This is a genomic window from Actinomyces marseillensis, from assembly GCF_900155605.1.
Classification (GTDB): Bacteria; Actinomycetota; Actinomycetes; order Actinomycetales; family Actinomycetaceae; genus Pauljensenia; species Pauljensenia marseillensis.
On record NZ_LT707420.1, the window covers coordinates 314,396 to 329,851 of the forward strand.

A 15,456-nucleotide genomic window follows, 5' to 3' on the forward strand; every position below is an offset into this window, starting at 1 on the left:
CTCCGCTCAGGTGGGAGGGCTGGACCGCCTCGGGGTGAGGGCAGTCCGGAGATTGCGACTTCCTACGCCGGCATAATCCGGATCAGGTGTAAGGGTCTGCATTCGCACTCTCAGCCCGCTGTGGGCTCCCCTGTCTTACCCGGTCAGCATAGCGCATCGCGACAAGGCAGCGCCCAGAGATTGCGCAGCTCCGGCTGAAAAGACGCCACTGTCACACGGGAAGCGGCGCAGCGAGGTCACGCGGAGAGCGAAGCACGGCCTCGGCGATCAAGAGCGCGATGACGACGTACAACACCGACCACGGTAATAATGACCATCCACGCAGCCGACATCAGCAGCCCTTGCAGGCTCTCTGTCTCGAGCGAGAGAACGACCGTCATCACAGCAATGAAAACAATGAACAGCCAGGCCGAGAAGACACCGCCGGGCAGGGGGAAAATGGTTGCTTTGTGTCGTTCAGGGTACTTACGCACGTAAACCAGATAGGAAATAACCACCAAAATCCACACGACCATGAAGAGCGTCGCCGAAGTTGCTGTCACCACGGTGAAGACGCTGAGGATCGAATCCCCAAATGCCAAAAGAACCGCGCCCGACAGAAGGAAGACGCATGAAAGGAAGAGTGCGTTTTGGGGAATGTGGCGCTTTGAGAGACGGCCGAAGAAGGGCGCGGCGTCTCCTTGGATCGACAGCGAGAAGAGCATCCTCGAAGTGGAGTAGATTCCCGAATTTGCCGAAGAAGCAGCAGAGGTGAGAACAACAAGGTTCACCAGCGATGCTGCCATTCCCAGGCCGGTCATCGAAAACATCGTGACGAACGGGGATTGAGACTTATCGATTTGGTTCCATGGCGTCACCATCATGATCACCGCAAGCGCACAGATATAGAAGATCACCACGCGCACGGGAATCGAGTTGATTGCCTTGGGCAGAGTTTTCTCTGGATTGGCGGTTTCTGCAACCGTCGTCCCCACAAGTTCGATACCTACAAAGGCGAAGATCGCGATTTGGAAACCGCCTAAGAATCCCATAAAGCCGGTGGGGAATATTCCTCCGTGCACCCATAGGTTCGAAACCGCGGCTGTTGTTCCCGCGTTGTCTTGCATGCCGATCGCTACCATGATGACGCCTACGACAATCAGGGCAACAATGGCGACGATCTTGATCATGGCGAACCAGAATTCGGTTTCGCCGAAAGCCTTGACGGTCATCGCATTGAGGGCAAAAAGAAGTAGCGCTGTCGCGATGACAGGAATCCACGAGGGAAGGTCAGGCCACCAGAAGTGCACGTATCCAGTGATTGCAACGACGTCTGCGATACCTGTAACAACCCAACACAGCCAATAGGTCCAGCCCACGACGAAGCCCATGGTTGGCCCTAAAAAGTCACGAACAATATCCGCGAAAGTCCCATAGCTTTGATCAGAGAGAAGAAGCTCCCCCATGGCTCGCATGAACAGGAAGAGCGCGCTTCCGATGATCAAGTAGACGAGCAAGATGGACGGGCCAGCGGTGGCAATGGTCTTTCCGGAGCCCATAAAAAGACCGGTGCCAATTGCGCCGCCAATAGCGATGAGCTGAATGTGGCGATTCGTCAGGTTGCGTTGGAGCTGGCGGCCCGAGGCCTCACCACTGTTCTCCTCAGCATGTCCGCTGGTGCTCATGTTGGTCCATTCTTCTAGCTGAGTTTTCCACGCTAGCACGCGCTGCGCCTGAGTGGTACGGAATAAACTCCGTTAATGATCCACAGACCTAGAAGAACTCGCCCGTATCAGCGCTGTTCGAGGTAATCCTTCGCGCTATCAACGGCCTGATCCCACAGACCGGCCTCATTTTCCCAAAGCTGATAGGCCTCGTCTTCGTCATCGCTGAGGGCAGAGATTCCGAATTCTTCAACGTGAAGTGCGACCTTACCCTTTTCTTCGGATAAAGAAACCTCAACGGTGGTCAGGGATTCCTCGGGGAACTCGTCACTAGCCAGCGGGTACCAGCGGAAGGTCACAACGTCCATGGGGTCTTCGTCAACCTTCTCGACGAGCCACGTCCCGGCTTCTGGATCGGTGATGTGGTACACGCCGTTATCGTCGCGTTCAACCTCATGGTCACCCAGAGGACCATCGTTAATCCACCAGCCCGGTTCAGAAACCAGAGCCCATGCATTTTCGATGGTGGTGTCAACGAGCACCTCAGCTTCAACGCTGTCCGTGTTCTGGCCTGGGGTTTCTGATTCGTCATCGCCGAAAAAGTCCATACCTCAACGTTAGCGAGCCGCAGCCCAACTGCCAAGATCTAGGAACATTTTGCGGAGGTATTGAGCCATCTCCACAGCCCGAAGCGCCTCAGGAGTCAGCGCCACACTGAACATCGGCGGCGGGAACAACGTTTCGCAGGAAGTATCCTTCGACGGCTGTCGCCACGCACTTGCTGCCACTCTTTGAGTAAGCGGTGTGGTTCCATCCATCCCACGTTACCAATACGCCCGAGGACAGTTCCTTCGCCAGGTTCTGTGACATGACGTAGGGCGTTGCAGGATCGTGAGTCGTTCCGACGACCATGATGGGAGGCGCGCCTTGCGCGCTAATCGGCTGGCGTTTCGCGTGCGAGGTGGGCCATCCCTCCAGACCGGCTGAAGTGAAACCAGCTTCTTCACCAAAGACCAGTAATTCGCTCTTGAGGGTTTCGTAGCCTTTTGTCCACTGGTCCGCGTTTCCGACAGGCGAGTAGTCCAGCGAGTTGATCGCAACAATCGCATCCATCGAGTTCGAGGCGTATGAGCCGTCCTTGTTGCGTTCATTGAGGAGGTCAGCCACGAAGAGCAACATGGAGCCGTCGTTCGAATTGAGGGCCGAGGTCATGGCCTGCGTCAAAATTGAGTAGGTCTCAGTCGAGTACAGCAGTCCGATAACGGCGCTCATTGCCAGATTGCGCGTCAGAGGGCGATTCGCATCTGAGGTCTCAAGCGGCGAATTCTCCAAGCTATCGAAGAAGGCCTTCATCTTTCGCATTCCCGCGTCTGCATCACCAGTGAGCGGGCAATTACGCCCGGCCTGGCAGTCTTCGACCCAGTGACGGAGAGAGGCCTCGAAACCGCGCATCTGCATGGCCGCGAGGTCATCGCCTTGTACCGCAGGATCAACTGCACCATCAAGGACCATGTGTCCAACGTTTGTTGGGAAAAGTCCTGCGTAGGTTGCACCGAGGAATGTTCCATAGGAGTAACCCAGGTAGTTGAACTTATCTTGGTCCAGCAGCGCGCGGACCATGTCAAAGTCCTTCGCCGCATTGACCGTGTCAACATGCTTATATAGGTTTCCGCTCAGGTCCTGGCATCCCTTGGCAAGGTCAGCAGAATCTTTCTTTGCCTGTTCAATAAGTTGAGCGGGAGTAGCGTTCGGGTCTTTATCACTGCCTGTGCCAGCTGCCTGCTTATCGCGGTCTTCGTCGCTCATGCAGCGAACGGGAGTAGACGCACCGACCCCTCGGGGGTCCAGAGCGACGATGTCGAATGCCCCAACAAGCCCAGTCCCTAAGGAGCTGTTGACTTGTGAGGTAATCGAGGACACGGCTGCTCCGCCGGGACCACCGAGGTTGAAGAAAAGAGCTTTGCCTTCGCTCTGATCAGCGCGGTGGATTGCCAAGGCAAGAGTGATTTGATTCCCGTCAAGGTTTTCCCAGTCCAAAGGTGCGGTCAGCGATGCGCACTGATACTTGTCAATATCGCGCGGCGCAGCGACACCGTTGCTGGTGATTTCCGAAACCTCACACTGTCGCCAATTGAGGGGCTGAGAATAGAACTGATCCTTCGTCGGCTTCCCGGGAAGAGGATCAGCACTGTGTGCAACCGTCACCTTGTTCTGATTGTTCGGGCTAACGGCCGCAGCAGCCTCTGCAAAGCTATCGATCGAGCCCTTCAAGTAGTACGCAACTCCGAAATTCGATGCGAGCGCAAGCACCACGAGGACGGCGACAATCAAGCGAGAGCGTGAGTTCATGCCCCTACCCTATTAGATGTTTAGACCTGCGGTCGAAGCGAGAGCGTCATCGCTTCCAAAATCAGAGGGACTGACATGTTTGTTGTCAGCCGCTTTCGAGCTTCCTCGATCGCTTGGACGCGGGTCATGGTCTGCTGCGGTGTTGAGCGCGTAGCCAGTTCTTCGATGAGGTCCACGCAGTCATCGTTAATAGGTTCTTGATCGCTTCCCAGTTGACGCATGAGGACATCACGGTAAATCCCAAGAAGATCAACAAGCGCACGATCGAGCGCGTCTTGAATTGCGCGTTTCGAACGCCGTTTCTGTTCGTCCTCGAGTTCGCGAATGCGTGCGCGCTGGTGCGAGGCCGGGGTCTGGCCTTCCTCCATTCCGAGCTGGCGCATGAGTTCAGCTTTTTCGCGGGCATTGCGTTCTTCAGATTGGGATTCTGCCTGAGCCTTCGCAATCGAATGCAGGTCTTCGGCGGCAAAAACAGCTTCTCCGACGGAACGCACCTGTGCCGGGGCAGTAATGATTGACCGACGACGTTGGCGCATCTGCGGGTCTTTGGCCAGCGCGCGAGCCAAGCCGATATGCGATTGCGCTGCACGGGCAGCAGAAAGGGCATCCGCGGGTTCAACCCCGTCACGACGAACAAGGAGATCGGCGACTGCGTGCGGATCTGGGATTCGCAACCCCAAGTGACGGCATCGTGAACGAATCGTTGTGATCATATCTTCCGCACTGGGAGCACAGAGCAACCACACGGTGCGTTCGGGAGGTTCCTCAACTGCCTTGAGAAGAACATTCGCGGTGCGTTCCATCATGCGGTCCGCATCTTCAATGACGATGACTCGCCAGCGCCCCTGCGAAGGAGCGGTCTGCGCACGCACGACGATTTGTCGCACTTCATCGATGCGAATCTGGGTTGATTCGGTGCTGAGGATTGTCACGTCCCCATTTGTCCGAGCCAGAGTTGTGACGCATCCCGGACAGTGACCACACCCTGGGACATCCCCCGTGCACTGCAAGGAGGCTGCAAAAGCCATGGCAGCAACGGATCGACCTGAGCCGGGAGGTCCGGTGATGAGCCACGCATGGGTCATGGAGCGCGCTGCATCATCAACGGCAATTCCTTGGGACGCGCGGCCGACAATTGCTCGGGCAGCGTCAGCAGCCTGTCGCAATACTGCCAGGGCATGTTCCTGGCCAACCACTTCGTCCCAGACACTCACAGGAGAATGCCGTCCTCATCCAATAGGGCCCAGAGCGTGGCCTGAGATTCAACGGGCTTGGTATCTTTTGCAGCTTCTTCGGGCAATCCCTGGAATGCTGCATCAACGCGTTCTTCAAGGACTCCACGAATTTCACTGAAGACTTGATCTTCAGTTCCCACACCGTCGATGACAACGATGCGATCCGCTTCAGAGTCTGCAAGCGCTAAGTACTGGTGCCGAACGCGCTCATGGAATTCCATGGATTCGCGTTCCATTCGGTCCGGTTCACCTCCGCGACGTCGGGCGGCAACTTCTGGCGGAACGTCAATAAGCAGCGTGAGGTTCGGGAGCAGGCTCTCCGTTGCCCACATGGACAGGCTACGGATTTCATCAACGCCTAGGCTTCGCGCTGCACCCTGATATGCCAGAGATGAGTCAATGTAGCGATCAGCAAGCACAATTTCGCCGCGCTCCAGCGCCGGACGAATCAATGTCGCGACATGGTAGGCGCGATCAGCGGCATACAGCAGTGCTTCGGTGCGAGGGTCAACGTCGTCTGGTCCGTTCTGCACCAATTGACGCAAAGTTGTTCCCAGTTCCGTTCCACCGGGTTCACGCGTCACGACGACTTGCTGACCGCGTTCTTCAAACCAGCGCCGTACCCGGTCAATCTGGGTACTTTTGCCGGTTCCATCTCCCCCTTCGAAGGTGATGAAGAGTCCGCGCCCCGCCTGTGCACCACTACCCATTGATCTCATGTCTCTATCTTGACAGTGCCCACCGGCATTTGCGTCCATTTTGGACCGGTGGGCGAAAGAATATTTACTTCTTTGCCGAAGACTTCTTCGCCGTGCGTCGAGTCGTTGTCTTCTTCGCAGTCGTCTTACGGGTGCGCTTGGGAGCCGGGCCCTTCGCGCGCTTGTCTGCAAGCAGCTCATACGCGCGTTCAGCGGTCAGATCCTCGACGGTCTCGGCGCGAGGAACAGTCACATTAGTTTCACCATCGGTGATGTAGGGACCGAAACGACCGTCCTTGACGGTGACCTTCTTGCCCGACACCGGGTCCTCGCCAAACTCACGCAGCGGGGGCTTTGCTGCCCCGCGGCCTCGTTGCTTGGGCTGAGAGTAGATCTCCAGCGCCTCGTCCAAGGTGATCGTTAGAAGCTGATCTTCACTGGGAAGGGTCCGCGAATCGCTGCCCTTCTTCAGGTACGGGCCGTAGCGACCGTTTTGCGCGGTGATCACCTCACCGTCAGAGGGATCAACACCAACCTCGCGCGGAAGCGAAAGCAGCGCAAGTGCATCCTCCAGCGTGATGGTCGCCAGATCCATCGACTTGAACAACGAGGCCGTGCGCGGTTTTGCCGCAGCCTTCTTTCGCGTCTTCTTCGCGGGCTTCCCGTCTTCAGAAGCTTCCGCTTCCTCGGTCTCTTCGAGCAGAATTTCCGTCACGTAGGGACCGTAGCGGCCGTTCTTTGCAACCAGCATGTGCCCGCTTGCGGGATCGATTCCCAGCTCGCGTCCGTCATCTGCAGCAAGCGCGAAAAGTTCCGCGATCTTCTCTTCCGTCAACTCATCGGGAGCGACCTCGGGCGGTACATTTGCGCGCGTCCCATCGGCCTTCTCCATGTAGGGTCCGTACCGACCCACTCGCAAGGTGACGCCATTTCCCATGTCAATGGAGTTCACCGCACGGGCATCAATATCGTCTCCCAGGGATTCAACCTGGAACTTCAGGCCGTCAGCGTCGCCCTTACCGTCTGCCCCGAAGTAGAAGGTGCTCAAGAACTCGTGTCGATCTTCGCTTCCCGCAGCGATCTGGTCCAGATCGTTTTCCATCGATGCCGTGAAGTCGTAGTCAACCAGGTTCGACAGGTTCTCTTCCATCAGTCGCGTGACCGAGAAGGCCAGCCACGTCGGAACCAAGTACTGGCCTCGGTGGGTGACGTAGCCGCGATCACCAATGGTTTGAATCGTTGCCGCATAGGTCGAGGGGCGACCAATTCCGAGCTCTTCCATGGTCTTCACCAAGGTCGCTTCGGTGTAGCGTCCCGGGGGCTGAGTCTGGTGTCCCTGCGCCTGCGCTTCTTCAAGCAGCGCGAGTTCTCCTTCGCTCACCTGAGGGAGGGTCTTCTCAGCATCAGTTGTTTCCGCGTCGTAGCGTCCCTTGTCCTGGCCTTCTTGGTAGGCCAACCTGAAGCCGGGGGACGTGATCACCGTTCCCGAGGCGCTGGAGAGCACTGCGTGAAGCTGACCTTCGACCTCAACATCGGTCCGCACGCGGATGGTTGCGGTAAAGCCAAGGGCATCTGCCATCTGCGAAGCGACGGTTCGCTTCCAGATCAAGTCATAAAGTGCAAGCTGCTGACGATTCAAAACCGAGGCGACTTGCGCGGGGGTGCGGAAGTGATCCCCGGCGGGGCGAATGGCCTCGTGAGCTTCCTGCGCACCCTTAGAGGTGGTGCCGTAGATGCGCGGCTTCTCAGCCACGGCCTCGGCCCCATAAAGTTCCGTAGCTTGCTGGCGAGCAGCCTTGATGGCCTGCGAAGACAGGGCCGTAGAGTCAGTACGCATGTAGGTGATGAAACCCGACTCGTACAGGGACTGAGCGGTCCGCATCGTCGAGGAAGCGTTCCAGTGAAGCTTACGGGAAGCTTCCTGCTGCAGCGTCGACGTCGTGAAGGGCGCTGCTGGGCGGCGGCGGTAGGGCTTCTGCTGGACAGAATCGATCGCGGAATCACGCGCGGCCTCGAGCGCTGCGGCGAAGAGCGGCGCGGAATGGGCATCCAGGTGGAAGGCCTCGTTCTTTGTAGCCTTCGCGGAAAGGCGACCGTTTTCATCGAAATCGGAACCGGTTGCGACGGGACGATCATCGATGTGCGAAACCTTTGCGCCAAAAGACTGACCCGAAGCGGCAAACTGGGTATCGATCGACCAGTACTCTGCACTCACATGCGACATGCGGTCGCGCTCGCGATCAACAACCAAGCGCGTTGCGACCGACTGAACGCGGCCCGCGGACAGGGAGGGGCGAATCTTGCGCCAGAGCAGCGGCGAGACCTCGTAACCGTAAAGACGGTCAAGGATTCGACGAGTTTCTTGGGCGTCAACGAGGTCGGTGTCGAGCTCGCGAGTATTTTCTAGAGCGCGTTGGATCGCTTCCTTCGTGATTTCGTGGAAGACCATGCGGCGCACGGGAACCTTGGGCTTAAGGACTTGGAGAAGGTGCCAAGCAATAGCCTCACCTTCGCGGTCCTCATCAGTTGCCAGGAAGAGTTCGTCGGAATCTTTCAGGAGCTTCTTGAGCTCGGTGACCTTTTTCTTCTTGTCGGGATTGACAACGTAATAAGGGGTGAAGCCGTCCTCGACGTCGACGGCGAAGCGCCCGTAGGGACCCTTCTTCATGTCGGCGGGCAGCTCCGAGGGCTGTGGCAGGTCGCGAATGTGACCGATCGAGGCGGTCACATGGTAGTCGGGTCCCAAGTATCCTTCGATCGTCGCCGCCTTAGCGGGAGACTCCACGATCACCAGCTTGGTCGCTGCCATTGTTTGTCCCTTCCGTTGCTACCTCGTATTTGTAGCACTCATTGCTGGTCCTCCGATGGCGAGCGCCGCGGAGTACCACTGGGTAGGACATTACCGCGTTACGGGGCTTTCCGGGAACCGATGTGCTTTTCCGCGCGTCTTTTGTGGATAATTCCCGAGGCCATGCCCCCCACGCGCGCACCCGCGCCTCCATGTCCATCGGCGGCAAACCGGTCGTCCAGTAACGACACCGCCGCGCACAGGACGTAGAATGAGTCGTCAGTCCTGATACGCGAACCGCACAGTCCAGTAGGAAGTCTGGACGATGCCTCGCATCCGTCGCTGCGTCGAGCAGAATCCAGCGTCATCGGGTCCACCGTGGTGTACCTGGAGACGAGTAATGAAGACGGAATTCACACTATATTTCGATGGCCAGTTCTGGGTCGGTGTCATTGAGCGCCACGAGGCCGATCGTGTTCGCGCCGTTCGAATCGTGTTCGGTGCGCAACCCTCAGACGCGGAACTCTACGAGTTCCTTCTCACTCACGCCAACGCTCTCCTGTGCCGTCTCGACGAGGCCGCTTGGGCTTCCGATATCGGTCAACACCAGGCGACGCATCACAACCCCAAACGCGCACAGCGCCAAGCGTCCCATCTCGCTCGCCGCGCGCTTCCTTCCACTGCGTCGCAGGCAGCGATTCAAGCAGAACGAGAACGCACGGCGCAAGAACGAGCTTCCGCAACCAGGAAGGAGAAACAAGAGAAAGCTGAAGAGAAACGCCAACTCGCCCGCCTGAAAGCCAAAGCTCGTCACCGCGGCCACTAACGACTGCGCATTATCCCCTCGGTACGCACGTAAACCCCATCACCTGTGCGTGTGCGGCGCTGCATTCCTCGCCCCGGTGGACACTTTAGCCCTGATCAATCATGATCTGCGCACAACCTACTCGTCCTGGGAAGAGTCGCCCCTCTGGGAGCGCAAATTGGATAATGAGACGCACAAGCGGATTCAGATGCGTAGCTGACTTCATCTTCTCCATAAAGAGGTATACCTATGATCGAAAACTTGCTCTCCAAGTTCTCCTACGACATGTGGGTGGCTCTGGCCATACTTGCTGGACTTCTCGCGTGGGCTTTCGCCAAGGGGCGCAAAGACCCGCGCTCGAAAAAAGCTCCCAGATCTCGCGAGCAACGCGAAACTACTCAACGGCCTCACGACGAGAGCCCACAATCGCAAACTGACTCTTCACCGGAAGAGAAGCCGCGCGCAGTACAGAAGGGTTCGACAGACGAGTTCACCTCTGCCAAGCGGGACATCGTCGCGTCAAGAGAGCCCAGCGACCCCTTCAGGCCGCGCATTAAAGGTCCTCACTCAGATCTTTCATCCAGCGTCGAGGCTCAGCTCCTCGCCCCCGGAATGGTCTATGCGCTGGCCTACGGGGACTATCTCAATAGTTTTGGTTTGTCGGATTCTCGAGGCATAACCAAAATGCTGAAGCGAGATTGGGATATTACAGATCGCTCAACTCTTCTGCGGCAGATCTACAGCATGTTGCGAGATGGGCACCGTTCCTACTACAACGACCTTCGCAAGAAGGCTCTCGATCTTGCTGCCTCACAGACCCGTGTTAATCCGGGTTTTCCTAAGAGTCGTTGGCGTGAACTTTCCCGCTTCATCAATGATGAACGTGGATTGCAAACGACCAATTTCACCGCATGGGATCTTATGCGAGCAGCAAACCTCACGCGCGCCGGTGAGGGGCTTGGGTGGATGACCCGCGACGAGGCCGAGGACACTTTGGCCCTGATTAATCACGGTCTGCGCACAACCTACTCGTCGTGGGAAGAAGCCTGTGATGCCTTCATCGTTACTCGCTGGTTGTGGTTGAATGAAGAGGGCGAGGCCATGGAGGCCTCCGATCTTCATGACCAACGCCGACGAGAGGCTTTGGTGGGACCAAACGGCGTCTGGAACAAGATTCCGTGGGATGGAACCTACCCTTCCCCTCGTTATCTCCTACTTGATGCGTCTGATGAGAATTTCCAGCTCAATCCCATGTCGCGATTCGAATGGGAAGATGCACCCAGGTGGGAGCGCGAGCTTGACGATGAATCGCACAAGCGAATACAGGAACGCAAAGAACGTTGACTGAGGAAATGTCACTCACATAGTTGTGTCCCCCCTGCGCGTAGTGCAGGGGGGACACGACTTTACAGCAATGCACTGCCCAGGCTGCTAATGCCCAGTACCGACTCGAACGTGAGAAAGCAAAAATACGACACCGGGGTCACTTTAGGCCGCCCATCGCCGCGTAGTATCTTTTTCCCGTACCCCTACGGGGACTCCACTCGTGCCACGTTATTCCCACAGAAGAGAGCACTATGAGCTACGACTATATCCTCCACGTTTCAGATGTCGCCCGCTGGCCCGCAGCGCTGTCGAACCTCGGCAATCTCACACAACTCGGCCTGGCTCACGGGATCACCGTCATCGTGAACGGCACTGGAGTCTACGCGCTCCAAGGGGCAAACGACTGGACTGCGCAGATGGAGGCAGCGGCCCACGCTGGCGTGGACTTCTTCGCCTGTGCCAGGTCGCTGGCCAACCACGAGTTCGTCGAGGGCACGCTACCCGAGTGGCTGGGACAAGTACCCGCTGCCATCCCCGCGATCCGCGAGTGGACGAAGGACGGGGCCACGTACATCAAGCCGTGACCGGCAGCGGCCATCGCACGGAGGCAACGCCCCGCGCGTCACTCACTGACTAGAGACACGGTAACTACCCCTGTACAATGTTCTGTACATACGTGACGAAGTGAGGAGCATCCATGAAGACCATGACCTACACCGAGTCGCGCGCACGCGCGCACCCGCGCCTCCATGTCCATCGGCTTGCCGGCTTCGCGCCGCTGCTGTTCTGAGGATCTCTCAGTAGTCGCTGTTTCCTCCCCCGCGGGCCCCAACGAGGGCACGTGGGGGAGTATTTTGTCCGGGTGTCCTCCCGCATGCTCATATCGTCCGGCGGCAAGCCGTTGGTCTTGTCAGACAGCCCCGGGAGAACGCGCCCATGTCCACGCAGAACTGCCGCGCCTGCGCACCTTTGCCGCTATAATGTCCCCATGGACTCCTGACATCGCGCTCCTGCCCCACTCCTTCTGTCCTCGGTGCGTCATGTCCACGATTGTCTTTTCCCACGTCTTCTTTTCCTACGGCACGCTGCCCGTCCTCACCAACGTCTCCTTCACGTGTGGGCCCACCGACCGCCTCATCGTCGTCGGCCCAAACGGGATCGGCAAGTCAACGCTGCTGGCCCTCGCAGCGGGCCGACTCCAGCCGGACTCCGGAACGATCACCGGCCCGGCACTCTCCGCAACCCAGCTAGTTCCCCCAATTCATCGGCCCGCGGCTACGCGGTCAGCACTGGGAGTCCCTCTGGCGTCTCGCCCTCCACTCGCGGGGGACAGGGAGTCCCGCACCGTCGCACAGCTCATCGATGCCGCCACATCGGACACCCGCGAGCTGGCGGCGCGCTTCGACTTCCTCACCGAGCGCCTCACCCGGGACCCCTCTCCGCGCGACGAAGCGGAGTACGACCTCGTCCTAGCGGCGATGATCACGCGGGATGCGTGGACCATCGACACGCGCCTCGAACAGACCCTGGAGGCTCTCGACCTGGGAGGCCTCGACCGCTCCCGCCCCCTCGCTTCCCTCTCCCCGGGACAGCGTGCCCGCCTGCGCCTCGCCCTCACCCTCGTCGAGCGACCGGAGGCCCTCGTCCTGGACGAGCCGACGAACCACCTGGACAATGACGGGCGCGAGCACCTGGCACACACAATCGACGACTGGCAGGGGCCAGTGCTCATGACCAGCCACGACAGGGCCTTCATTGAGCGCACGGCGACGGCACTGCTCGACCTGGATCCGACACCGTGGCGGGCGGTGGCAATCTCCAAGGGAGAGCCCGCGGACTTCGGGGCGTACAGGGTACGAGGATCCTACTCGGACTACCTGCGCAACAAGGCCGACGCACGCTCACGGCACACCGCGATCCATGCGGATCAGCAGGCCGAGAAACGCCGACTCGTATCTCACCAGCGGGATTCGACGGTGGTGGGGCATGCGCGCTTCAAACCCCGCACCGAGACGAGGATGGCGCAGAAGTACTACGCCGACCGCAGCCAGGCCGCCTCGACGAGGCGCATCAACGACGACTCCCAGAGGCTGTCGGTCCTCGCAGCACACGAAGTCCCCAAGCCCCGCTATGACGAGGGTGCGTTCTCTTTCCCCCGCACCATGAGGACCACCACAGGCGGGACGTCACCGCACCCGCAGGCAATGGGGATCGCCCTGGCCGTCCGCGGCGCGTCGGTGGAGGGACGCCTCGAGTCGACCTCCTTCGAGGTGCGCTACGGTGAGCATCTCCTCGTCGCAGGGCCCAACGGGTCAGGCAAGACCACCCTGCTGGAGTGGATCGCACGCGGGGCCCCCAGCGGGGCGCACGGATGCGTCGACGCTGCCTCCGGGGTCGTCCTCGTGCCCCAGGTGCTCCCGCGGCCCGGCGACCCCTTAATCCCCGAAGACGCGTGGTACCTGGGCATCGGAGAGGCCGGGAAGGGATTCGTTCCCCCAGCGGCGTGGAACCGGCCGCTCGGTGAGCTCTCCGCGGGAAACCAACGCAGGGCACAGCTGGCGTTCGCAGCGCGGGCCGACGCTCAGATCCTCGTGATCGATGAGCCCACGAACTACCTGGACCTGAACGCCCTGGAGTCCCTCGAAGAGGCGATGCGCGAGTGGGAGGGAACCCTGGTTATCTCAACGCACGACGAGTGGCTGATCACCCGCTGGTGGGGCAGAATCCATCAACTCGGCGGGACGTGAGGGAAGCAAGGACCCCCACATCGAACAGTCCCACATCGCACGGAGTCACTGTCCCCTCGCGCGTCACTCACTGACTGGGAACACAGTAACAGGATATGTACAATATTTTGTACATACGTGACGAAGTGAGGAACCTCCATGAAGACCATGACCTACAGCGAGTCGCGCGCACGCTACGCCGAGGTCCTCGATCAGGTCGTCAACGACCGCGAGGAAATCATCATCACCCGCCAGGGCCACGAAAGCGCCGTCATCATGGCGCTCGACGAGTACGAATCTCTCATGGAAACCGTCTACCTCATGCAGTCTCCTGCAAATGCCCGTCACCTGCGCGAATCGATCGCGCGTCACCGCGCTGGTGAGGGTGTCGTCCATGACCTCGTTGAGCCCGACGAGGACTGAGTATGCACATCACGTGGGACGAGGAAGCCTGGAACGACTATGTCTGGTGGCAGTTCGAGGACCGCAAGACCCTCAAGCGCATCAACGCACTCATCAAAGACATCCAAAGCAACGGAAACGAGGGTATTGGCAAACCTGAACCCCTCCGCTACGAGTTTTCGGGGTATTGGTCGCGCAGGATCGACTCACGTCACCGCCTGATCTACCAGATCAGCGACGACGGTAAAACCCTCTGGATCATCTCCTGCCGCTATCACTACGGCCAGTAGCCCCCGCAGTTTTAAAGCAGCGCACTGCCCAGGCGGCAGATGTTATCGATGTAGTGCTTGTACCAGGGAAGCGCTTCCCACTCGTCGATGGTGAGCAAACGAGATCGCGCAATGATGCGCTGGTCGTTTTCCAGGAGAAGATCAACAAGATGCGAGTCGTGGGCCAGCAGCATGACTTCGTAGTTCAAGCCGAAGGAACGGTAATCCATGTTGGATGATCCGATAGCCGCAAGCTCCCCATCAACCACAACGTACTTCGAGTGCAGCATATTGGGCAGAGCGTAGAGGTGAACCTTTACCCCAGCTTTCAAGAGAAAACCGTAGTAGCTGCGTTGAGCGTGTCCGACCAAGAACTGATCGAATTGCTCGGAAACATAGAGATGGACGTCAACCCCCGACATCGCTGCGCCAGTCAACGCCGCTAGGAGTGGTTCATCCGGAATGAAGTACGGGCTGGCAATAGATACATGCGTATGCGCCTGCGAGATCATTGAAACGAACATCCGCAGGTTGGGCTCTGTCGGGTAGGCCGGCCCTGAGGGGATGATCTGCATCGGTTTGCCCGGGGTTGGCTCTGCCTGGTCAAGGTTAAGATCGTCGGCAGTCAGCTCTTCGCCCGAGGCGTAGTACCAGTCCGCCGCGAACACTGCCTCCATCTGGCGAACAATTTCGCCACGCACTTCAACCGACGTGTCGTGGTATTCAATCCCCGCTTTTTGATAGGCGGGAGTGTCATAGTCCGCGGCCACCATATTGTGCGAACCGATGAAACCGAATTCACCGTCAATCAGCAGAAGTTTGCGGTGGTTCCGCAGGTCCGGCCGTCGAATTTCCCCCTTGAACAGATTGAAGGGAAGCATGATGCGCCATTGGATGCCGGATTCGTCCAAGACTCGGCAAAAGTCGCGCCAACCCGGAATTGTTCGCACCCCGTGATGATCCACCAGCAAACGGACGCTCACTCCGCGAGCGCAGGCACGAACCAGGGCTTTGTAGAGCGGATCAGTGGACTGATCCCATGAGGTTTGGAAGTACAGGACATTCACGTGGTGTTGCGCCCGATCAACCTCACGGGCCATTGCCTTGAAGGTCTCGTCGGTGTCATTGAGAAGTTGAACCACTTCTCCGCTGCTAACAGGGAAGGAAGTCTGCTTCCTATTGAGCTGCATTAACGAGGCCGTTCGCTCAGGCAGA

12 protein-coding genes, 1 pseudogene and 1 riboswitch are annotated in these 15,456 nt (G+C 58.6%); of the genes and pseudogenes, 6 read left to right on the forward strand and 7 right to left on the reverse strand.

Annotated features, from left to right (window positions below; all coding sequences use genetic code 11):
* Positions 1-42: 42 nt before the first annotated feature.
* Positions 43-142: riboswitch (TPP riboswitch) on the reverse strand.
* A gap of 94 nt (positions 143-236) precedes the next feature.
* From BQ8011_RS01300 to topA, 6 genes are all read right to left on the reverse strand, one after another.
* The gene (locus BQ8011_RS01300; protein ID WP_072456881.1) at positions 237-1,664 is read right to left on the reverse strand and encodes an amino acid permease; all 1,428 of its coding nucleotides are present in this window, start codon (positions 1,662-1,664) and stop codon (positions 237-239) included.
* A gap of 107 nt (positions 1,665-1,771) precedes the next feature.
* The gene (locus BQ8011_RS01305) at positions 1,772-2,251 is read right to left on the reverse strand and encodes an SRPBCC family protein (RefSeq protein ID WP_072456883.1); all 480 of its coding nucleotides are present in this window, start codon (positions 2,249-2,251) and stop codon (positions 1,772-1,774) included.
* Between the two features lie 88 nt (positions 2,252-2,339).
* Complete coding sequence (locus BQ8011_RS01310) at positions 2,340-3,992, reverse strand: alpha/beta hydrolase (RefSeq protein ID WP_072456884.1); 1,653 nt, start codon at positions 3,990-3,992, stop codon at positions 2,340-2,342.
* A 20-nt stretch (positions 3,993-4,012) separates the two neighbouring features.
* A complete protein-coding gene (locus BQ8011_RS01315; RefSeq protein ID WP_072456886.1) occupies positions 4,013-5,206 on the reverse strand; it encodes a DNA polymerase III subunit delta' in 1,194 nt (397 codons plus the stop codon).
* Positions 5,203-5,937 carry a dTMP kinase gene (tmk, locus tag BQ8011_RS01320; protein WP_072456888.1) on the reverse strand — a complete coding sequence of 245 codons (735 nt, stop codon included), beginning with the start codon at positions 5,935-5,937 and terminating at the stop codon, positions 5,203-5,205. The genes BQ8011_RS01315 and tmk overlap by 4 nt, the downstream gene beginning before the upstream one ends.
* Before the next feature lie 73 nt (positions 5,938-6,010).
* On the reverse strand, positions 6,011-8,734 hold the full coding sequence (topA, locus tag BQ8011_RS01325; RefSeq protein WP_072456890.1) for a type I DNA topoisomerase: 2,724 nt from the start codon (positions 8,732-8,734) through the stop codon (positions 6,011-6,013).
* A gap of 379 nt (positions 8,735-9,113) precedes the next feature.
* On the opposite strand from topA, the gene BQ8011_RS01330 reads away from it, so the two are divergent.
* The 6 genes from BQ8011_RS01330 to BQ8011_RS01355 all read left to right on the forward strand — a co-directional run bounded on the left by BQ8011_RS01330 (position 9,114) and on the right by BQ8011_RS01355 (position 14,262).
* Positions 9,114-9,539, forward strand: a complete 426-nt coding sequence (locus tag BQ8011_RS01330; protein ID WP_072456892.1) for a YjdF family protein — start codon at positions 9,114-9,116, stop codon at positions 9,537-9,539.
* Positions 9,540-9,767: 228 nt separating this feature from the next.
* Positions 9,768-10,862, forward strand: coding sequence for a DUF1266 domain-containing protein (locus BQ8011_RS01335; protein ID WP_072456894.1), 1,095 nt, complete (start codon positions 9,768-9,770; stop codon positions 10,860-10,862).
* A 233-nt stretch (positions 10,863-11,095) separates the two neighbouring features.
* Positions 11,096-11,428 (forward strand): DsrE family protein, encoded by a 333-nt coding sequence (locus BQ8011_RS01340; RefSeq protein WP_072456896.1) that lies wholly within the window; start codon positions 11,096-11,098, stop codon positions 11,426-11,428.
* A gap of 456 nt (positions 11,429-11,884) precedes the next feature.
* Entirely contained in the window at positions 11,885-13,591 is a 1,707-nt protein-coding gene (locus tag BQ8011_RS01345; protein WP_072456898.1) for an ATP-binding cassette domain-containing protein, read from the forward strand.
* A 138-nt stretch (positions 13,592-13,729) separates the two neighbouring features.
* Entirely contained in the window at positions 13,730-13,993 is a 264-nt protein-coding gene (locus tag BQ8011_RS01350; RefSeq protein WP_072456901.1) for a type II toxin-antitoxin system Phd/YefM family antitoxin, read from the forward strand.
* A 2-nt stretch (positions 13,994-13,995) separates the two neighbouring features.
* Positions 13,996-14,262: a Txe/YoeB family addiction module toxin gene (locus BQ8011_RS01355; protein ID WP_072456903.1), complete on the forward strand. Its 267-nt coding sequence runs from the start codon at positions 13,996-13,998 to the stop codon at positions 14,260-14,262.
* A gap of 11 nt (positions 14,263-14,273) precedes the next feature.
* Here BQ8011_RS01355 and BQ8011_RS01360 read toward each other — a convergent pair.
* A pseudogene (locus tag BQ8011_RS01360) lies at positions 14,274-15,449 on the reverse strand (phospholipase D-like domain-containing protein); the annotation flags it as partial.
* Positions 15,450-15,456 lie beyond the last annotated feature (7 nt).